The sequence below is a fragment of the Bacillus sp. G16 genome (assembly GCF_021282335.1).
GTDB classification, from domain to species: Bacteria; Bacillota; Bacilli; order Bacillales; family Bacillaceae; genus Bacillus; species Bacillus inaquosorum.
The window spans coordinates 86,594-105,700 of sequence record NZ_JAJSOZ010000004.1; the positions used below are offsets into that span (position 1 = coordinate 86,594).

Here is a 19,107-nt window from a genome sequence, read left to right on the forward strand (position 1 = left end):
CACTCAGGATTAGCTTCCTCCGATCTTCTGATAAAGCTCCTTTCAGCTTGCGGAGCTTCTCTCTTTAACAGGGCTTCGGCGTACTCAGATCCGTCACTCGAGATTCGTATGTATTCTACGAGAAATTATAGACAAGCAGCACGCCAATGTCAATGCTCCGTCCTCATCCGCAAAAAATGGATCATCATCACTTTTAAAACAGCCGTCGCGGGAACAGCCAGAATCATTCCAACGATTCCCGCAAGCTCTCCCCCGGCAAGGAGCGCAAGCATGATGACGACAGGATGCATTTTAAGGCTTCTGCCCACAATGAACGGACTGAGGATATTCCCTTCCATAAACTGCAGAATAAATACTGTAATCACCACAACAAGAATTGCTTTCACTGAGATCGTCATTGCAATTAAAAGCGCAGGAACCGCTCCAATGAAAGGACCGAAATATGGTATGACATTCGTTATCCCAGAAATAAGTCCCAAGATCAGCGGATATGGAAGCCCAAATATCCAGAACGTAATGCCCGCCATCACGCCGAGAATCAAGCAGACCAGAAGCTGTCCGCGGATGTAATCGCCAAGGGAGTCATCCACATCCCGCAAGAAGTCGCTGCCCCGCTTTCTCCACGACTTCGGAGTCAAGTACCATACCGTTTTTTTCATCAACTCAATATCCTTTACCATATAAAACACGAGAAAAGGAATTGTTGCCGCAATTAAGAAATAATCAAGCACGTTGCGGATTCCGCTGATTGCACCCTCGATCGTTCCCGCGAAAAACGCCTCCGTCTGGCGGATCATTTTATCTATACGATGATGCATGCCGTCAGGCCAGTCATCAGTATGGTTATGCACATGAAGAAGGAGCCCGTTATACGTTTCGGCAAACATAGGTATATTTTCTGATAAATCCGTCAGCTGCACGATTAAAACAGGTACCCCTTTATACAGCGCCCAACCAAGTCCGCCAAAAAAAAGAACATAAATCACCAAGATGCTCAAAGTCCTCGGCAATCCTTTGCTGTGCAGCCACTCCGTGACCGGAAGTAATAAATAAGAAATAAAAATGGAAATAATCAAGGGGATAAAGATCGTTTTTATAACGAGCCAAAAGGGCGACCATAACATATCAAGCATAAAAAAGACATAGACTGTTAACAGGACCAGCAAACAAATTGCCACCCATAACAAAAGCTGCACCGGTTTTTGAAGCATCTGCTTTCACCTCTTCTATATCTTTTGAGGTTTATAAGGAATTATTCTTTATGTTTCTTCAGTCAGTCAGAAGTCATGAACATTTTTTCACATTAAATTTTCAGAAAAGTTTGACGTTTAAGGTTATATTACTTTTGATTACATTAAAAGGTAGTTATTTTCAAACAACTTGTCTGAAGTTCTGATAGGAGGATTGCGATGATCACATTTCAAAATGTAAACAAGCATTACGGAGATTTTCACGTGTTAAAGCAAATTAATCTTCAAATCGAAAAAGGCGAAGTTGTTGTCATCATCGGCCCATCCGGCTCCGGTAAAAGCACATTGCTCAGATGCATCAACAGGCTGGAGACGATCAGTAAGGGGACGCTGACAGTAAACGGCACTGTCATTAACGACAGAAAAACTGACATTAATAAAGTGCGGCGGAACATCGGGATGGTATTTCAGCACTTTCATTTATATCCGCATAAAACAGTGCTGCAAAATATCATGCTGGCGCCTGTAAAAGTGCTCGGACAATCACCTGAACAAGCAAAGGAAACGGCGCGTTATTACCTTGAAAAAGTCGGCATCCCAGACAAGGCTGACGCCTACCCTTCCCAGCTTTCTGGCGGACAGCAGCAACGTGTAGCCATCGCAAGAGGACTTGCGATGAAGCCGGAGGTCATGCTGTTTGACGAGCCGACATCAGCACTTGATCCCGAAATGATCGGCGAGGTGCTTGATGTCATGAAAACACTTGCGAAAGAAGGCATGACAATGGTTGTCGTGACGCACGAAATGGGGTTTGCCAAAGAAGTTGCCGACCGCATTGTCTTCATTGACGGAGGAAAAATTTTAGAAGAAGCAGCACCGGCTGAGTTTTACGCGAATCCGAAGGAAGAACGGGCCCGCTTATTCTTAAGCCGTATTTTAAATCATTAAAACAGAAATGGGGGAACTTGTATGAAAAAGATTTTATCTTTAGCATTCATTTCTTTATTCGCTGTCATCTTGCTTGCCGCTTGCGGCAGCAAGGGGTCAAACGGAGAAGCCTCAAAGGAAAGCAAAAAAGATACGCTAGCCGCCATTAAAGACAATGACAAAATTGTCTTCGGCGTAAAAACAGACACCAGACTGTTCGGTCTTAAAAACCCGATATCAGGTGAGATTGAGGGTTTCGATATCGATATTGCCAAGCAAATCGCTAAAGACATTTTAGGTGACGAAAAAAAAGCTGAATTTAAAGAGGTCACCTCAAAAACAAGGATTCCTATGCTGCAAAACGGGGATATCGATGCTATTGTCGCCACAATGACGATCACTGAAGAACGAAAAAAGGAAGTTGACTTTTCTGATGTCTATTTCGAGGCTGGGCAATCGCTTCTTGTGAAAAAAGGCAGCAAAATCAAGAGTGTTGAAGATCTTGGCAAAGGCTCAAAAGTTCTTGCAGTAAAAGGCTCCACCTCCTCTCAAAACATTCGTGAAAAAGCGCCTGAAGCATCTGTTTTAGAATTTGAAAACTACGCAGAAGCCTTTACGGCGCTCAAATCAGGGCAAGGCGATGCTCTCACAACGGATAATGCGATTTTATATGGGATGGCTGATGAAAATAAAAATTATCAATTAACAGGGGAGCCTTTTACAGATGAGCCTTACGGGATCGCCGTAAAAAAAGGGCAATCTGCTCTCGCGAAAGAAATTAACGCTTCACTCAAAAAGATGAAGTCGGATGGCAGATATGATGATATTTATAAAAAATGGATCAAAGAAGACCCAGCTGAATAACGACCATCCCGGGATGAGCAGGTGATGCTCATCCCGATTTGATAAGGAGTGAATAGGCAGATGAATGTGTCAATTCTTTTCGATAACTTCGGCATGTATATGGACGGTTTTTACCATACCCTGCTCGCAAGCGTCATCGCGCTGGCCGGCAGTTTTGTTCTCGGCGTTGTTGTAGCGGTTATGAGAATTACAGTCTTTAAGCCGCTGCAATGGCTCGGGACCGCATATGTGGAGTTTATCCGCAATATTCCTCTTCTTTTAATAACCTTTGTTTTCTATTTCGGCCTTCCAAACGCAGGCCTGAGACTTGATGGTTTTCAAGCGGGAACGGTTGCACTCACCATTTATACCTCTGCGTTTATCGCAGAAGCCATCAGAGCAGGCATCCAATCTGTTTCAATAGGACAGATGGAAGCGGCGCGTTCGTCAGGCTTTACCTACAGCCAGGCCATGCTCCATATCATTTTGCCGCAGGCAATCAAAATCGTCATGCCGCCATTGGGCAATCAATTTTTAAACTTGGTCAAAAACTCTTCGATTCTCGGGGTTGTGGCCGGCCTGGATCTTATGTATCAGGCCGATTTGGTCTCTTCGAGCACACTCGTTGTATTTGATGTTTATATTTTTGTGGCGCTTTTTTACTTAGTGCTGACGATACCGCTTAGCATCGGTGTTAACTATTTGGAAAAACGGCTGGAAAGAAGCTATTGATAAGGAGTGAGATACATTGGATTTTATCGGAGCTTATTCGCAAGAGCATTTGACGTTTTTATGGGATGGCTTTCTCGTCACCTTGTACGTTGCTTTCATCTCCATCATTCTGAGCTTTTTCTTCGGTTTAATCGCAGGCACCCTGCGCTATGCGAAAGTTCCCGTTCTTTCTCAATTGATTGTGGTTGTCGTTGAAACGATCAGAAACCTCCCCTTGCTATTAATTATTTTCTTTACGTTCTTTGCCCTTCCGGAAATCGGGATTAAGCTTGAAATTACAGCTGCAGCAATTACAGCATTAACGATTTTCGAATCCGCTATGCTATCTGAAATTATCCGAAGCGGGCTGAAATCAATTGACAAAGGACAAATTGAAGCGGCGCGCTCCTCCGGGCTGAGCTATACACAGGCCCTATTCTTCATTGTCATACCGCAAGCGCTTCGCCGCATGGTTCCGCCAATCGTAAGCCAGTTTATTTCTTTATTAAAAGATACATCGCTTGCTGTAGTGATCGCCCTGCCCGAACTGATTCATAACGCGCAGATTTTAAACGGCCAAAGCGCAGACGGCAGTTATTTTTTCCCGATCTTTTTACTTGCGGCACTTATGTATTTTGCAGTCAACTACAGCCTTTCACTCGCAGCCAGGCGCCTTGAGGCACGGCAAACATAGAAAAGGATACTCTTCGGAGAGTATCCTTTTTCGCATTAAAACATTTTCGTTATTCTTCTTCTCATCCGCTTCATGCTTCGATTATTCAGCATGTCGGATTGAGTCGCCATTCGGTATACGAGAGCTCCGGCTCCCAATGCCAAAAGAGAAGTCATCGTCCGATTCATCCTGCGCATCTCCTTTCATGATTAAAAATTGATGCTGCGTTCATCCTCAGAAAACAAATCATCCAAGCTGCTTAACGTTCCGTCTTCTTCCACTTGATGAGTTGCAATCTTCCCTTTCGCCACTGTCAGTTCAATAAAACAGCCCCAGCAATAATATTGGTTCACGCCGATTTTCCCGATATCCTTACTTTTGCAGTTCGGGCATATAAGCATATCTCACACCTCTATCCGTTCAGAACGATCTCGTCTTTCCGCACCTCGACAAGCGAATCCGCTCTTTGGATCTGGCGCTTGCTTCCCGCCAGGTCAGAAAAGAAACCGTCCGAGAGTTCATATGCTACGATTATGCCCCTGTCCAGACAAAAGTATACATCTTCCAGCATCCCCAATATATCTCCCTCTTGCGATTTCACAAGCTTCATTTTCATCTGCTCGTATGTGAAGCATGATTTCGGAAGAGGCAAAAGCTGATCTGAACTGACCGAGGCCAATATGCGGTCATCAAGAATACAAGAGATATCACACGCCCTTAATAGCGCATGATGATGATGCAAAAACCGTTTTTGTGCAAGAATAAACCCAAGACAATCTCCCTCAAGAGAAAAACAAATATCGGATATTGTCCCGAGATAACAAGAAGTTCGTTCTGAGTATACTGGGAATCCTTCTACTTCATGGCATGTTCTCAAAGTGTGATCAACCACCTTTTGTTGAACAGGCTTAGGTTTTGCTTTGCGCCTTTGACTCATACGATGAAATCACTTCCACCGCAAATAAAAAAACTCCCGCTATCACGGGAGCCTTTTTACAGCTGTTCTTCTTTCATAAAATCGAATGGTGTAATGCCTTCCATGCCAATATTGGCATCGTGTACGCTGAATGGGAGCTCCTTTTGCAAAGCTTCAAGCTCAGCATCCATTTCCTCAACCTGTAATGACAGCCTGTTTTTCAAAGAAGTCTGTCTGACAGTTGCGTCGTTATTTTTCACGCCCCACTCCAGCGCTTCCTCTTCTCCGCATAAAATGAGAAATTTCTTTGCTCTTGTAATAGCGGTATAAAGAAGGTTTCTTCTGAGCATTCTATAATAGCCTTTCACAACAGGCAAAACCACAATCGGAAATTCACTTCCCTGCGATTTATGAATAGAGCAGCAATACGCATGAGTAAACTGGTTAAAATCTTTTTTCGTAAATGTCATTTCATTGCCGTCAAAAGATACGACGGCCATATCTTCTTTTTCTGTATTTTCCTTCGCATAAAATATCGACGTAATTTCACCAATGTCTCCGTTGAACACATTGTTTTCCGGCTGATTGACGAGCTGCAAAATTTTATCTCCGGTTCTGTAGACAACATCCCCGAACTTTATTTCCCTCCGTTTTTCTCTAGGAGGATTCAAAATGTCCTGCAGCATCACATTCAGTTCATTGATCCCAGCTTTTCCTCTGTACATCGGGGCGAGAACCTGAATGTCCTTTGCCGTATAGCCTTTTTTCAATGCATTGGCGACAACCTTCTCAACTACCTCTTTAATTTGCGAGCCTCCGCAGCGAATAAAGGAACGGTCCTTCGTCGGGGCAGTCAAATTGTTTGGCAGCAACCCATTTTTCATTTGGTGGGCAAGCTCGACAATCGATGAACCCTCCGCCTGGCGGTAGATGTCTGTCAGTCTCACAGTCGGTATCACCTGGGATGCCAAAAGGTCTCTCAGCACTTGGCCCGGACCGACAGAAGGCAGCTGATCTTCGTCACCGACAATGATGATTTGAATATGATCAGGGATCGCCTTGAACAAATGGTTCGCCAGCCATATATCAAGCATGCTGGCTTCATCGATTATTAACAGCTTCCCTTCAATCGGCTCATCCTCTGTATGGGTAAATCCTTCAGCGCCGTTCCAGCCAAGCAGCCTGTGAATCGTCACTGCCGGAAGCCCCGTTGATTCACTCATCCGTTTCGCCGCTCTTCCTGTCGGTGCGGCCAATACAACCGGAAAAGCTTCATCCTTTTTATACGCTGACGGGTCGAGTGACACACCGTGAAGCTCTCCGTACAGTTCGACAATCCCTCTGATTACCGTCGTTTTCCCTGTTCCCGGTCCCCCCGTTAAAAGAAGCATCGGTGAGGAAAGGGCTTTTTGAATCGCTTCCTTCTGGCTAGGGGCATACTGAACGTTCATCCGTTCTTCCAGTTCTCCTAAAGCGAGCAGAAATTCTGATTCGGGAAACTGGTCATCATATTCAGTTTGGCTTGCGATATGTTTCACTCGCTTAGCAACATTTTGTTCAGCGTAAAACAGCGATGGAAAATAACAGCGGCCATCTTCTATGACAATGTCTTTATTTTCTCCAAGGGCAATAATCGCGTTAGCGGCATCCATTTCAGTGATGCGCTGCCCCTCCCGAGCTGATTGATTTAACAGAGATTGGGTGTCAATAATCAGCTTCTCCGTTTCTATGTACGTATGCCCTTCTGACAGACAAGTCGTTTCAAGCGTGTACAATATGGCGGCTTTTACCCGCTCAGGGTGATTACCCGAAAGGCCCATTCTGCTGCCCAGCTCATCCGCTTTCCCAAATCCGATGCCTTCTACATCTTTCACAAGCTGATAAGGGTTTTCCTGAATCTTTTCAAGCGTCTCGGATTCATAGGCTTGGTAGATTTTCATAGACAGCTGAGGGCCGAAGCCAAACTGATTCAGGGAAATCATGATTTGCTCCAGTCCCTGATGACGCTGCAAGGCGCCGGCCAGCGTATCAGCTTTCTTTTTTGACAGCTTCGGAACGTCATAAAGCACTGAAGCGTCAGCCAATATTTTATTAATAGCGCTGTCGCCCAGCTTTTGCACAATTTCCTCGGCTGTTTTTTTGCCGATTCCCTCGAACAAATCACTCGATAAATATTGAATGATGCCTTCCTTAGTCGTCGGAATCTCCTTTTTGAAATGCTCCGCCTGAAATTGGAGCCCGAATTTTGGATGGGTTACGATCTTTCCGTAAAACGTGTAGGTCTCTTCTTCTTGAAGCGCAGGGAAGTAGCCCGTCACGGATACGGCTTTATCTTCAATAGCTTCGGAGGTCTCTGTGACTTTCACTTTCAGAACCGTATATAAATTGGTGTCATTATGATAGATGACTGTGTTGACTGTCCCTTTTAAATAGGGCTCTTCCTCCAGTTTAAGCTGATCCGGATGCTGCTGCACGAGCTGTCCCTCCTCCTCTGCCTGTTATGATGGGTCGATCAGTTTTTTTGCATGAAGCGCAAGCATATGATCTGGCTGGATGTCAATCGCCTTGTCCAGCATTTCCAGCGCTTTTTCTCGATTTTCTTTATAAGCATAAGCAACACCGGCATTGTAAAATGCATCAGCGTGCCCAGGATCTTGCTCTGTTACAGCTGCGAATTGGCTGAGCGCTTCGTCCAGCATGCCCTCGTTCGCTAAGCACATCCCAAATTGAAAGCGCGCTTCTGTATCGTTCTCATTCAGTTCGACCGCTCTTTGTAAATATGGCAGTGCAAGCTTAGGCTGTTCGAGCTTGACAAGAACCGTTCCGAGCATATAAAACAGGTCGCCGTTTTCCATCCCGGCACGAAGCGCTTTTTCAAACATGTCTTTCGCTTCTTTGTACATTTCTTTTACAACATAGACATTTCCTGCTCCATAATAAGCAGTGGCGGCGCTGCTGTCTAATTCAAGCGCTTTATCATAAAACGCTAAAGCCCGTTCCAGCTCGTTCACGGATGAAAGCAGGTTAGCAAAGTTAATATACGGAATCGCGTCTTCTTTATTTTCTTCAATCGCTTTTGTAAATGCCTCTGCCGCTTTCTCGTAATCGCCTTTTTGCATCGCCTCTATACCGAGTTGATTATAATCCACCGACCATCTTCCTTTCATTAAAAAACCCCAACTCAGTGTTGAGGTTTTTCATCTTTTATACGTACCACAATTTTGTTCCGTCTTTGTACACATCATCAATTGTTCCGCCGCCAAGGCATTCTTCTCCGTCATAGAAGACAACGGCTTGTCCCGGCGTGACAGCGCGGACTTGTTCATCAAAGATGACTTCCGCTTCGCCTTCACCTGTCATGCGCACCGTCACTTTATGATCTTCTTGGCGATAACGGAATTTAGCCGTGCAGGAAATCTCTTCGCCCTTCATGATATCCGAACGAACCCAGCTAATATTCGTAGCTGTAATTTTGTCGGAATAAAGAAGCGGGTTATGGAACCCTTGATCCACGTAGAGGATGTTCTTTTCAAGATCTTTACCAACCGCAAACCAAGGCTCGCCGCTTCCGCCGATGCCAAGGCCGTGACGCTGTCCGATCGTGTAGTACATTAACCCGTCGTGGCGTCCTTTTACTTCGCCGTCCATCGTCATCATATCGCCCGGCTGTGCAGGGAGATATTGGCTGAGAAACGTTTTGAAGTTGCGTTCGCCGATAAAACAGATGCCCGTACTGTCTTTTTTCGTTGCCGTTGCAAGATCTGCCTCTTTGGCAATTTCACGCACACGGCTTTTTTGAAGCTCGCCGATCGGGAACATGACTTTGCTTAGCGTATCTTCTGTCAGCTGATTCAAGAAGTACGTTTGATCCTTGTTTTCATCAATGCCGCGCAGCATTCTGACTTTGCCGCCGCTTCTGTCGACCCTTGCATAGTGGCCAGTCGCTAAATAGTCGGCGCCAAGTGACAGGGCATGCTCCAAAAATGCCTTGAATTTAATTTCTTTGTTGCACAGCACATCCGGGTTTGGTGTTCTGCCTGCTTTATATTCATCGAGGAAGTATTGAAATACCTTCTCGTAATATTGCTTTTCAAAATTAACGGCATAGTACGGAATTCCGATTTGATTGCAGACGCGGATCACATCTTCATAATCCTCTGTCGCTGTGCAAAAACCGTTTTCGTCCGTATCATCCCAGTTTTTCATAAAGATTCCGATTACATCATAGCCCTGTTCTTTTAACAGCAGGGCCGCCACAGATGAGTCTACTCCGCCGGACATGCCGACGACGACTCTTGTATCCTCCGGCCGTTTTTCCATTTTATTCACTCCAATAACTAAGCCGCCTTATTGTGTCAACCGTTTGACAACGTCGGCCACATGTTTGGCAGCGGTTTTCACTTGCTCAGCCGTATTGCCGAGGCCGAAGCTGAACCGAATCGAGGACGTCAGCCTGTCACTTTCTTCTCCGAACATGGCAGTCAGCACATGTGACGGCAGGACCGAACCGGCGGTGCACGCTGATCCGCTTGAGACAGCGACTCCCGCCATATCAAGATTTACAAGCAGTGCTTCTACTGATACACCGGGGAAATACAGGTTTAGTACATGCGGCAAACTATGCTCTTTGTCCCCGTTGATCTCGAATGCCACACCGGCATTTTCAAGCGTGTCGGCAACAATTGTTTTAAACGATTGATACTTCTCGTTTTTTTCGTCCCGTTCTTCACTTGACAGCTTGATGGCTTCTTTCAGCCCGACAATACCGGGAACATTTTCTGTTCCGGCACGGCGTTTTCTTTCTTGCTCTCCTCCGAATAAGAGCGGGGAAAGCTTCACATCTTTACTTGCATATAAAAAGCCTGTCCCTTTTGGCCCGTTGAGCTTGTGCCCAGAAACAGACAGAAGGTCAATATGGCTGTTTTTCACATGAATTGGCAGCAACCCGAATGCCTGAACAGCATCCGTATGAAAATAAGCCTGGTGTTCCTTCAGCAGCTCACCGATTTCATCGATCGGCTGCACTGTTCCGACTTCATTATTTCCATACATCACTGTCACAAGGATTGTATCATCACGCAGTGCTTCTTTCACCTGATTTGCACTGACTCTTCCATTTTGGTCAACGTCCAGATACGTTACTTCAAATCCGTCTTCCTCAAGTTTTTCACACGTGTGAAGCACGGCATGATGTTCAATTTTTGTCGTGATGATATGTCTGCCCAAATCTTTTCTTGCAAGCGCGGTTCCCATGATAGCCAAGTTATCGGCTTCCGTGCCCCCGCTTGTAAAAATGATCTCCTGCTCTGTAGCTCCGATTTCAGCTGCAATCTGCGCTCTTGCTTCGTCCACCCATTTTCGAGATTCTCTTCCAAATGAATGAATACTGGATGGATTGCCGAAATTGCCGGAGAAATGCGGTATCATTTTTTCCAGCACGCGCTCATCCAGCGGAGACGTTGCGGCATGATCTAAATAAATCCGTTCCATTATGTTTACACCTCTGATCTAAATATAGAACATATAAGCTTCTTGCTCTCCGTCTGTATAGCTTGCAAGATCCTCTAGTGTTGTACTGTCTAAAACCTCTTTCACAGCATCCCGAATGCGAATCCAGAGCTCACGCTTGGCAGGCTCCTCGTCTTCCAGCACTTCAACAGGACTGATCGGCCCCTCAAGTACACGGATAATATCTCCCGCCGTAATCGCATCCGGCTCGCTGCCTAATACATATCCGCCGTATGCGCCTCTGATACTTTTCACTAAACCGGCATTTCTGAGCGGCGATACCAGCTGCTCCAAATAATGCTCGGACAAATTATTCGTCTGTGCGATGCTTTTTAATGAAGTCGGGCCTTCACCATGCTTTTTTGCAAGCTCGATCATAATGGTGAGTCCGTATCTTCCCTTAGTTGATATTTTCAACATGAACACCTCTGTTATTTCATGATTTTCCACATTTATAATGGTAATTTCTATATGATTCGTCCGTTTATTATCTAATAGACCAACTGTTATTATAACATACCTTCAGCAAATTTTCATTGAGCCAGGCGGAAACGGGCCTTCCCTCTTTTCTAATGTCCAGTTTTCCGTTACCCTGTAATTAAGTAAGGAGAGATGATGATGAAGCCATTGGCATATCGGATGCGTCCGACAAAAATAGAGGATATTATCGGCCAGCAGCATCTGGTGGCTGAAGATAAAATTATCGGCAGAATGGTTCAGGCAAAACATTTGTCATCCATGATTTTGTACGGGCCGCCCGGAATTGGAAAAACATCAATCGCAACAGCAATCGCCGGTTCAACAAGTATTGCTTTTCGGAAGCTGAATGCTGTCATTAACAATAAAAAAGATATGGAAATCGTAGCCCAGGAAGCTAAAATGTCAGGTCAGGTGATTTTGATTCTGGATGAAGTTCACAGGCTGGATAAAGGGAAACAAGATTTTCTATTGCCCTATTTAGAAAACGGGATGATCATTTTGATCGGAGCAACCACGGCTAACCCGTATCATGCCATTAATCCTGCGATCAGAAGCCGGACACAGATTTTTGAGCTTGAGCCGTTAACACCGGAACTGATTAAACAGGCTCTGGAACGGGCGCTTCATGATGAGCATCGGGGCCTTGGCACATATTCTGTATCCATTGATGATCAGGCGATGGAGCATTTTGCCCACGGATGCGGAGGAGACGTCCGATCCGCTTTAAATGCGCTTGAGCTGGCCGTCTTGTCAACAAAGGAATCTGCCGATGGAGTAATTCACATTACATTAGAAACCGCGGAAGAATGTTTGCAGAAAAAGAGCTTTTCTCACGATAAAGATGGTGACGCGCATTATGATGTTTTGTCCGCCTTTCAAAAATCAATCCGCGGCTCTGATGCCAACGCCGCTCTTCACTATTTGGCAAGATTAATTGAAGCTGGCGATCTGGAAAGCATCGCAAGACGACTGCTTGTTATCGCCTATGAAGATATCGGCTTAGCAAGCCCGCAAGCCGGTCCAAGAGTGCTGCACGCTATCCAGACCGCTGAGCGAGTCGGATTTCCCGAAGCACGAATCCCGCTGGCCAACGCAGTCATTGAACTTTGCCTCTCACCGAAATCAAACTCAGCCATTCTCGCAATCGATGAGGCGCTGGCGGATATCAGAGCCGGAAAAATCGGGGATGTCCCGAAGCATTTAAAGGACGCGCATTATAAAGGAGCACAGGAATTAGGAAGAGGAATCGACTATAAATACCCGCACAATTACGACAACGGATGGATCGAACAGCAATATCTCCCTGATCCTTTAAAGAACAAGCAATATTACAAGCCGAAGCAAACGGGCAAGTTCGAATCAGCGTTAAAACAGGTATACGACAAATTAATGAAAAGAAAATAAGACAAAAACAGCCTTGATGACTCAAGGCTGTTTTTTACGGGTTATTTATCTTTCACACGTTTGATTTCAATGTCTTTCAAAAGATCCATGACAACATGTCCGCCCATAATCAAACCGGCAACTGACGGCACAAAAGCATTAGAGGATGGCGGCATTTTCGCTTTGCGGATTTTCGCTTCATCATTTCCCACTTCTTTTCTGACATCTTCCCGAATGACAATCGGGCTTTCGTCAGAGAAAATCACTTGAACGCCCTTTTTGATACCCTCTTTGCGTAATCTCGTACGGACGACCTTTGCAATTGGATCAGTGTGCGTTTTTGAAATATCAGCGATTTGGAAGCGTGTCGGATCCGTTTTATTCGCTGCACCCATGCTGGAAATGAGCGGAATATCCCGTTTCAGACATTCTTTCATTAAATGAATTTTATAATGAATGGTGTCTGACGCATCAATGACATAGTCAAGATTATATTCAAAAAATTGCTCATACGTTTCTTCCGTATAGAACATTTTTAACGCGATCACTTCACACTCTGGGTTAATGTCTGCGATCCGCGCTTTCATTAAATCAACTTTCGGCTGTCCGACTGTTGAAAGAAGCGCGTGAAGCTGGCGGTTTACATTTGTAATGTCTACATCATCTTTGTCGACAAGCAGAATGCGGCCGACGCCTGACCGTGCGAGAGCTTCCGCCGCGAACGATCCGACTCCGCCGACCCCAAGAACAGCAACCGTGCTGTTTTTCAGCGTTTCAAGGCCTTCTTTTCCGATAGCTAATTCATTGCGTGAAAACTGGTGTAACAAGAACCTCACTCCACATTCGTATTCTGGTTTTCATCTATAAAATGGCTGATCCATGAGCAGCCGTTTTTTCTGCGCACAAAAAATAAAGTCCCAATAGTGCCGTTGCAGCTTTCCTTTGTTTTGAACCCGCTCTCAGCAGGTGGGTGCCCTCTTTTAAATCTTGTAAGTCCTCTTTACCGAATGAAAAGAGGCATGTACGCCATTTAAAAATGCGGGCTCCCAAATCAAAAAAATGTTCGGTCAAAACTAGGTGTACAACTAACACATCAGGACTTTATTTAACTTGTCAAAATCATATCACAGACGATTTTGATTTTCAAGAATCGAACTGCTCATTCAGTTCTTAACTTTTTTCTTAATAGAAAGATGAAGCTCATCAAGCTGGGCGTCGCTTACTTCCCCTGGCGCTTCTGTCATCAGGCAGCTTGCACTTGCCGTTTTCGGGAATGCGATCGTATCTCTTAGGTTCGTACGTCCTGCGAGAAGCATAACGAGTCGGTCTAAGCCGAGCGCGATTCCGCCGTGCGGAGGAGCGCCGTATTCAAATGCTTCTAAAAGGAATCCGAACTGCTCAGCTGCTTCTTCTTGTGAGAAGCCAAGAAGCGCAAACATTTTTTCCTGAATATCCTTTTCGAAAATACGGATCGAACCTCCGCCAAGCTCATAGCCGTTTAAGACGAGGTCATAGGCTTGTGCTTTCATGTCTTCAGGCGCTGTTTCAATCAGCTCAAGGTCTTCACGGACAGGCATTGTGAACGGATGGTGGGCTGCGTAAAAACGGCCTTCCTCCGGATCATGCTCTAAGAGCGGCCAGTCGATGACCCATAAGAAATTAAACAGGTTTTCGTCAATCAGTCCGCGCTCTTTTCCAAGCTTTAAGCGCAGGGCGCCGAGTGATGCGGCTACAACTTCGAATTTATCCGCTCCGAACAGCAGCAAATCACCTTCAGCAGCCTCAAGTGCTTCAATCAGCTTAGACTGCTTTTCTTCATCAAAGAATTTGGCGATCGGGCCTTTTACTCCGTCTGCCTCAACTTTCACCCAGGCAAGTCCCTTTGCCCCGTAGTTTGCAGCAAAAGCGCCAAGAGCGTCGATGTCTTTTCTGGAGTAATCGCCGGCTCCGCCTTTTACATTAATCGCTTTGACAACGCCGCCGTTTTCCACAGCTGATGAGAATACTTTAAATTCTGTATCCTTCACAATGTCAGACACATCTGTCAACAGCATGTCAAAACGCGTATCAGGTTTATCAGAACCGTATTTGTTCATTGCCTCGTCATACGTCATTCGAGGAAGAGGAAGCTTGAGCTCCACCCCTTTTGTTTCACGCATAATCTTTGCCATCATATCCTCAGCCAATGACATAATGTCTTCCTGGCTCATAAAGGACATTTCAATATCGATCTGCGTAAACTCAGGCTGGCGGTCCGCACGCAAGTCTTCATCGCGGAAACAGCGGGCAATCTGATAATAGCGTTCAATGCCGGATACCATCAGAAGCTGTTTAAATAGCTGCGGAGACTGAGGCAGCGCATAGAACTCACCTTCGTGCACACGGCTCGGCACCAAGTAGTCACGTGCTCCCTCAGGTGTGCTTTTTGTTAAAATCGGCGTTTCAATATCAAGAAACCCGTTATCATCTAAAAAGATGCGGACTGCTTTCGTCACGTTATGCCGCATCTGCATCGTTTGAAACATAGCCGGTCTGCGCAAATCTAAGTAACGGTGTTTTAAACGGACGTCCTCTGATACGTCTTCTGCTTGATCAGAAATCGCAAACGGCGGTGTCTTTGCAGCACTTAATACTGTCACTCCATCAGCGTGAATTTCGATTGCGCCTGTTTTCAAATTCGCATTGACCGTGCCTTCTTCACGCGCTACCACTTTCCCTTTAACATCAAGGACGTATTCGTTTCTGATGCCTTCTGCAATAGCAAGCGCTTCTTTTGACACATCAGGGTTAAAAACGACCTGAACAATTCCTGTACGGTCACGCAAGTCAATAAAAATCAATCCGCCGAGGTCCCGTCTTTTTTGGACCCAGCCTTTCAGCGTTACAGATTCACCAATTGCTTTTTCAGTTATATCACCGCAATAATATGTTCTTCCAAACAATGCGTTCCACTCCTTATCCCTTTTGGTTTGCCTTCATCACATGTATAAATTCATCAAGTGCCACTTCAATCTGTTCGCCCGTCTGTGAATCCTTTACATTGATTTTATTTTGGGCAAGCTCATCTTCACCCAAAATCGCAATAAATCTGGCATTCAGGCGGTCAGCTGTTTTAAACTGGCCTTTCATTTTCTTATTTTCATAATCAATTTCGCTGGAAATGCCTGCTTCTCTCAGTTTGTACACCAATGAAACAGAATAATCCTTCGCTTTTTCGCCGAGTGTGACGATATAGCAGTCAATTCCCTGATCAACAGGCAGTTCTCTTTTTTCAGCATCAATTGCGGCAAGCAGGCGTTCAATGCTCATCGCAAATCCGATGCCCGGCGCTTCAGGTCCGCCGATCTGTTCGACAAGTCCGTCGTAGCGTCCGCCGCCGGCAAGTGTCGTAATCGCGCCAAAGCCCTCCGCATTGCTCATGATTTCAAATGCGGTGTGGTTGTAATAATCCAATCCTCTCACAAGGTTAGGATCGATTTCATACGAAATGCCAAGGTCGTTTAAGTATTGTTTCACTTTTTCAAAATAAGCAGCTGATTCTTCATTTAAATAGGTCAAAATCGAAGGTGCCGATTTCATCAGCTCATGATCTCGGTCTTTTTTGCAGTCCAAGATTCTGAGCGGGTTCGTGTGCAGACGTGACTGGCAGTCTGAACAAAACTCTTCGATGCGAGGCTCAAAATGTTTCACGAGCGCTTCTCTGTAGCTTTTGCGGCTTTCTTGATCGCCGAGACTGTTAAGAACAAGCTTAACATTTTGCAAGCCTGCTTTTTGATAAATACTCATCGCAAGCGCCATTACTTCTGCATCGATCGCAGGGTCTTTCGAGCCAATCGCTTCAATTCCGAACTGATAGAACTGGCGGAAGCGGCCCGTCTGCGGACGTTCGTAACGGAACATCGGCCCGACATAATAAAGCTTTGTCGGCTGAACAGGATTTGCGAATAGCTTGTTTTCATTAAAAGCGCGAACCGCCGCGGCTGTTCCCTCTGGACGAAGCGTCAGGCTTCTGCCTTTGCGGTCCTGAAAGGTATACATTTCTTTTTGTACGATATCCGTTGACTCCCCGACACCTCTGGCAAACAGTTCTGTATGCTCAAAAATCGGTGTGCGGATTTCTTTATATTGATAAGTGTGGCAAGTGTCTCTCATAATTTGTTCAACAAACTGCCAGCGATCTGATTCTTCAGGCAGAATATCCTGTGTTCCTCTCGGAATGTTATATCCCATATGTAGACCTCCTTATGTATTCCTTATAAAATATACAATTATCGTTAATGATGAAAATGAAAAAAACCCCCGCCCCTACTATACATGTATAGTAGGGACGAGAGTTATACCCGTGGTGCCACCCTAATTGGAATATGTTCATATTCCCGCTCGATCCTTTAACGCAGGTTCACGTTCACTGCCTAATGACGGGATTAACGCGTTCAGCAGGAAACCTCCGGAGTGTTGTTTCGAGAAAGACGCAATGGGATCCGCTTTCAGCCGGGGCGGTTCCTCTCTAGCCATGCAATCTGACCTACTCTTCTCCATTATTGGTTCAAATCATTCATCATTTGCTATGTACTCAATTTCTATTATAATAATGGGATTGGGGTTCTCTGTCAAGCTTTATTCCGGTTGTTTTTCCTCATCGCTGCTTCTTTGGACATAAGACCAAATTCAGAAGCTGTTTCCGTAAGATAACCGGTCGTATCGGGGTCAGCGTGATCGCTGTAATGCAGATTTGCTTCACCGTCGTGAAATGCGCGTCCCATTTTTGGATGATATTTCATGATTTGCACACCTTTTTGATTTATTTATGCCTAGTATAAACAAATCATTTTATTTTTATTTAAAAATCAGAAAGGACTTTACGATATTAAGCAAGAATGCTTTTTTATGATCATCGAAAGGAGGACACAATGAGCAAGAAATACTTTGTTCTTATTGTATGTATTATCGTCGCCGGGGCGCTTTTCCCGCCTTTTTCATCTGTTACAGCCGCTCAGGGAGAAGCGGTCATCGCAACAGATGAAATGAACGTCAGAAGCGGCCCGGGGCTTAGCTACGGCATTACAGCGGAAGTGAGAAAGGGAGAGCACTACCCGATTTTAAAGGAAGACGGAGACTGGGTGCAGATACAGCTTGGTTCCGGAGAAAAAGGATGGGTGGTCTCCTGGCTTATTACAAAGGAAGACCAGGCCAGCTCAAGTTCTTCAGAAAGCAGTGACACTGTGACATCAACAGACCCCGATCTGCGGATGAGAACCGGACCGGGCACTTCATACGAAGTCATCGGCAAATTCCCTCAAGGCAGCCAAGCATCTGTCATTGATAAAGATTCCGGCTGGATCAAGATATCCTATCAAAATGCCACCGGATGGGTGTCATCTGAATATGTCACGTCAGGCGGCAGCAGTTCAGCGTCTGATGAGAGCGATCAAACCGAATCTTCCGGGGCATCAACGGGCACAGTCGGTGTTTCTTCACTTAATGTAAGAGCCTCCGCCTCACATGACGCGGCGATTATAACAAAACTTGACCGCGGAACGAAACTGACGATTCTCAACGAGAAAAATGGCTGGGCTCACATCGAGGTGAATGGGCTGAAAGGCTGGGTTGCAAGTCATTACCTTTTGACTAGTTCTGATCCAGCTGAAGATTCAGCAAATGCCAGCAGTTCATCCACCGCTAAAAAAGCCTATATCGTATACGGAGGAACGAATTTAAGAAGTGAAGCGTCAACATCAGCTTCGATCGTTGAACGTGCTGCCAAAGGCGATTCGTATACCATTACTGGTTCAAAGGGAAGCTGGTATGAAATAAAGCTTGATAACGGGCAGACTGCTTATGTAGCCAATTGGGTGGTCCAAACGTCTAAAAGCGCAGAAGAAGCAGGTGAGCCGCCTGTCTCTGATTCCCCGTCCGGAAACGGCTCTCTGAACAATAAAACGATTATTGTTGACCCGGGACACGGAGGAAAAGACAGCGGAACGATCGGCTATTCGGGCAAATTTGAGAAAAACCTGACGATCAAGACGGCAAAGCTGCTCGCCAGTAAACTCAGATCAGCTGGAGCAGATGTGTATGTGACACGCCAGGATGATACCTTTGTCAGTTTACAGTCACGGGTCTCCACGTCTCACTATCGCAACGCTGACGCCTTTATAAGCATTCACTATGACAGCTATGCAGATACTTCCACAAGAGGCAGCACTGCTTATTACTACAGTCCTGCCAAAGATCAGGAACTGGCATCAGATGTACACTCTGAAGTGGTAAAGCGTTCTTCCATTCCTGACCGCGGCGTGTTATTCGGAGATTATTTTGTGCTCAGGGAAAACAGGCAGCCCGCTATGCTGTATGAGCTGGGATATGTAAGCCATCCGCAGGAAGAAGCCATTGTACATAGCAATTCATACCAAGAAAAAGTAACAGACGGGATCGAAAGTGGATTAGAGAAATATTTCCAATAAAAAAAGCTGCCT

The 19,107-nt window shown here is 45.4% G+C and carries 19 protein-coding genes, 1 other RNA gene and 1 other annotated feature; of the genes, 6 read left to right on the forward strand and 14 right to left on the reverse strand.

The window, feature by feature from the left end; all coding sequences use genetic code 11:
• Positions 1–149: 149 nt before the first annotated feature.
• The gene (locus tag LWH95_RS06010) at positions 150–1,211 is read right to left on the reverse strand and encodes an AI-2E family transporter (RefSeq protein ID WP_019259031.1); all 1,062 of its coding nucleotides are present in this window, start codon (positions 1,209–1,211) and stop codon (positions 150–152) included.
• Between the two features lie 198 nt (positions 1,212–1,409).
• On the opposite strand from LWH95_RS06010, the gene LWH95_RS06015 reads away from it, so the two are divergent.
• The 4 genes from LWH95_RS06015 to LWH95_RS06030 are packed head-to-tail and all read left to right on the forward strand — an operon-like array spanning position 1,410 to position 4,365.
• On the forward strand, positions 1,410–2,138 hold the full coding sequence (locus LWH95_RS06015) for an amino acid ABC transporter ATP-binding protein (protein ID WP_148982077.1): 729 nt from the start codon (positions 1,410–1,412) through the stop codon (positions 2,136–2,138).
• Positions 2,139–2,159: 21 nt separating this feature from the next.
• The gene (gene glnH / locus LWH95_RS06020; RefSeq protein WP_232919153.1) at positions 2,160–2,981 is read left to right on the forward strand and encodes a glutamine ABC transporter substrate-binding protein GlnH; all 822 of its coding nucleotides are present in this window, start codon (positions 2,160–2,162) and stop codon (positions 2,979–2,981) included.
• Positions 2,982–3,041: 60 nt separating this feature from the next.
• Positions 3,042–3,692: an amino acid ABC transporter permease gene (locus LWH95_RS06025; protein WP_232919154.1), complete on the forward strand. Its 651-nt coding sequence runs from the start codon at positions 3,042–3,044 to the stop codon at positions 3,690–3,692.
• Between the two features lie 16 nt (positions 3,693–3,708).
• On the forward strand, positions 3,709–4,365 hold the full coding sequence (locus LWH95_RS06030) for an amino acid ABC transporter permease (protein WP_232919155.1): 657 nt from the start codon (positions 3,709–3,711) through the stop codon (positions 4,363–4,365).
• Positions 4,366–4,400: 35 nt separating this feature from the next.
• On the opposite strand, the gene LWH95_RS06035 is transcribed toward LWH95_RS06030, so the two are convergent.
• From LWH95_RS06035 to cymR, 8 genes are all read right to left on the reverse strand, one after another.
• Positions 4,401–4,532: a YrzQ family protein gene (locus LWH95_RS06035; protein WP_003225895.1), complete on the reverse strand. Its 132-nt coding sequence runs from the start codon at positions 4,530–4,532 to the stop codon at positions 4,401–4,403.
• A 21-nt stretch (positions 4,533–4,553) separates the two neighbouring features.
• The gene (locus tag LWH95_RS06040; protein ID WP_003225893.1) at positions 4,554–4,745 is read right to left on the reverse strand and encodes a hypothetical protein; all 192 of its coding nucleotides are present in this window, start codon (positions 4,743–4,745) and stop codon (positions 4,554–4,556) included.
• A gap of 11 nt (positions 4,746–4,756) precedes the next feature.
• Entirely contained in the window at positions 4,757–5,281 is a 525-nt protein-coding gene (locus LWH95_RS06045; RefSeq protein WP_080429038.1) for a PRC-barrel domain-containing protein, read from the reverse strand.
• Positions 5,282–5,337: 56 nt separating this feature from the next.
• On the reverse strand, positions 5,338–7,734 hold the full coding sequence (gene recD2, locus LWH95_RS06050) for an SF1B family DNA helicase RecD2 (RefSeq protein ID WP_232919156.1): 2,397 nt from the start codon (positions 7,732–7,734) through the stop codon (positions 5,338–5,340).
• Positions 7,735–7,758: 24 nt separating this feature from the next.
• Entirely contained in the window at positions 7,759–8,379 is a 621-nt protein-coding gene (locus LWH95_RS06055) for a tetratricopeptide repeat protein (protein WP_232919234.1), read from the reverse strand.
• Positions 8,380–8,464: 85 nt separating this feature from the next.
• Complete coding sequence (mnmA, locus tag LWH95_RS06060) at positions 8,465–9,580, reverse strand: tRNA 2-thiouridine(34) synthase MnmA (protein ID WP_003237485.1); 1,116 nt, start codon at positions 9,578–9,580, stop codon at positions 8,465–8,467.
• Positions 9,581–9,607: 27 nt separating this feature from the next.
• Positions 9,608–10,750, reverse strand: coding sequence for a cysteine desulfurase family protein (locus LWH95_RS06065; RefSeq protein WP_232919157.1), 1,143 nt, complete (start codon positions 10,748–10,750; stop codon positions 9,608–9,610).
• An 18-nt stretch (positions 10,751–10,768) separates the two neighbouring features.
• On the reverse strand, positions 10,769–11,185 hold the full coding sequence (cymR, locus tag LWH95_RS06070; RefSeq protein WP_003225879.1) for a cysteine metabolism transcriptional regulator CymR: 417 nt from the start codon (positions 11,183–11,185) through the stop codon (positions 10,769–10,771).
• A gap of 201 nt (positions 11,186–11,386) precedes the next feature.
• Between cymR and LWH95_RS06075 the strand changes: the two genes are divergently transcribed.
• Positions 11,387–12,652 carry a replication-associated recombination protein A gene (locus LWH95_RS06075; RefSeq protein ID WP_232919158.1) on the forward strand — a complete coding sequence of 422 codons (1,266 nt, stop codon included), beginning with the start codon at positions 11,387–11,389 and terminating at the stop codon, positions 12,650–12,652.
• Between the two features lie 41 nt (positions 12,653–12,693).
• Here LWH95_RS06075 and LWH95_RS06080 read toward each other — a convergent pair whose 3' ends face one another.
• The 5 genes from LWH95_RS06080 to LWH95_RS06100 all read right to left on the reverse strand — a co-directional run bounded on the left by LWH95_RS06080 (position 12,694) and on the right by LWH95_RS06100 (position 17,412).
• Positions 12,694–13,458 (reverse strand): tRNA threonylcarbamoyladenosine dehydratase, encoded by a 765-nt coding sequence (locus LWH95_RS06080; protein ID WP_003237491.1) that lies wholly within the window; start codon positions 13,456–13,458, stop codon positions 12,694–12,696.
• 83 nt (positions 13,459–13,541) lie between these two features.
• Positions 13,542–13,734: non-coding RNA, 6S RNA (ssrS, locus tag LWH95_RS06085), on the reverse strand.
• A gap of 60 nt (positions 13,735–13,794) precedes the next feature.
• The gene (gene aspS, locus LWH95_RS06090; RefSeq protein ID WP_232919159.1) at positions 13,795–15,573 is read right to left on the reverse strand and encodes an aspartate--tRNA ligase; all 1,779 of its coding nucleotides are present in this window, start codon (positions 15,571–15,573) and stop codon (positions 13,795–13,797) included.
• A 13-nt stretch (positions 15,574–15,586) separates the two neighbouring features.
• A complete protein-coding gene (hisS, locus tag LWH95_RS06095) occupies positions 15,587–16,861 on the reverse strand; it encodes a histidine--tRNA ligase (RefSeq protein WP_232919160.1) in 1,275 nt (424 codons plus the stop codon).
• A gap of 90 nt (positions 16,862–16,951) precedes the next feature.
• Positions 16,952–17,182 (reverse strand) — a binding site (T-box leader).
• A 59-nt stretch (positions 17,183–17,241) separates the two neighbouring features.
• Positions 17,242–17,412, reverse strand: a complete 171-nt coding sequence (locus LWH95_RS06100; protein ID WP_003237500.1) for a YrzK family protein — start codon at positions 17,410–17,412, stop codon at positions 17,242–17,244.
• A gap of 129 nt (positions 17,413–17,541) precedes the next feature.
• Between LWH95_RS06100 and LWH95_RS06105 the strand changes: the two genes are divergently transcribed.
• A complete protein-coding gene (locus tag LWH95_RS06105; protein ID WP_232919161.1) occupies positions 17,542–19,095 on the forward strand; it encodes an SH3 domain-containing protein in 1,554 nt (517 codons plus the stop codon).
• Positions 19,096–19,107: the final 12 nt, after the last annotated feature.

What these genes read in the sequence shown, in the direction of transcription:
- LWH95_RS06015 (WP_148982077.1), top strand. Translation starts at nt 1,410, where the DNA reads ATGATCACATTTCAAAATGTAAACAAGCATTACGGAGATTTTCACGTG.
- LWH95_RS06045 (WP_080429038.1), bottom strand. Translation starts at nt 5,281, where the DNA reads ATGAGTCAAAGGCGCAAAGCAAAACCTAAGCCTGTTCAACAAAAGGTG.
- LWH95_RS06010 (WP_019259031.1), bottom strand. Translation starts at nt 1,211, where the DNA reads ATGCTTCAAAAACCGGTGCAGCTTTTGTTATGGGTGGCAATTTGTTTG.
- glnH (WP_232919153.1), top strand. Translation starts at nt 2,160, where the DNA reads ATGAAAAAGATTTTATCTTTAGCATTCATTTCTTTATTCGCTGTCATC.
- LWH95_RS06105 (WP_232919161.1), top strand. Translation starts at nt 17,542, where the DNA reads ATGAGCAAGAAATACTTTGTTCTTATTGTATGTATTATCGTCGCCGGG.
- mnmA (WP_003237485.1), bottom strand. Translation starts at nt 9,580, where the DNA reads ATGGAAAAACGGCCGGAGGATACAAGAGTCGTCGTCGGCATGTCCGGC.
- LWH95_RS06025 (WP_232919154.1), top strand. Translation starts at nt 3,042, where the DNA reads ATGAATGTGTCAATTCTTTTCGATAACTTCGGCATGTATATGGACGGT.
- LWH95_RS06065 (WP_232919157.1), bottom strand. Translation starts at nt 10,750, where the DNA reads ATGGAACGGATTTATTTAGATCATGCCGCAACGTCTCCGCTGGATGAG.
- LWH95_RS06040 (WP_003225893.1), bottom strand. Translation starts at nt 4,745, where the DNA reads ATGCTTATATGCCCGAACTGCAAAAGTAAGGATATCGGGAAAATCGGC.
- hisS (WP_232919160.1), bottom strand. Translation starts at nt 16,861, where the DNA reads ATGGGATATAACATTCCGAGAGGAACACAGGATATTCTGCCTGAAGAA.
- LWH95_RS06100 (WP_003237500.1), bottom strand. Translation starts at nt 17,412, where the DNA reads ATGAAATATCATCCAAAAATGGGACGCGCATTTCACGACGGTGAAGCA.
- LWH95_RS06055 (WP_232919234.1), bottom strand. Translation starts at nt 8,379, where the DNA reads ATGCAAAAAGGCGATTACGAGAAAGCGGCAGAGGCATTTACAAAAGCG.
- LWH95_RS06075 (WP_232919158.1), top strand. Translation starts at nt 11,387, where the DNA reads ATGAAGCCATTGGCATATCGGATGCGTCCGACAAAAATAGAGGATATT.
- LWH95_RS06035 (WP_003225895.1), bottom strand. Translation starts at nt 4,532, where the DNA reads ATGAATCGGACGATGACTTCTCTTTTGGCATTGGGAGCCGGAGCTCTC.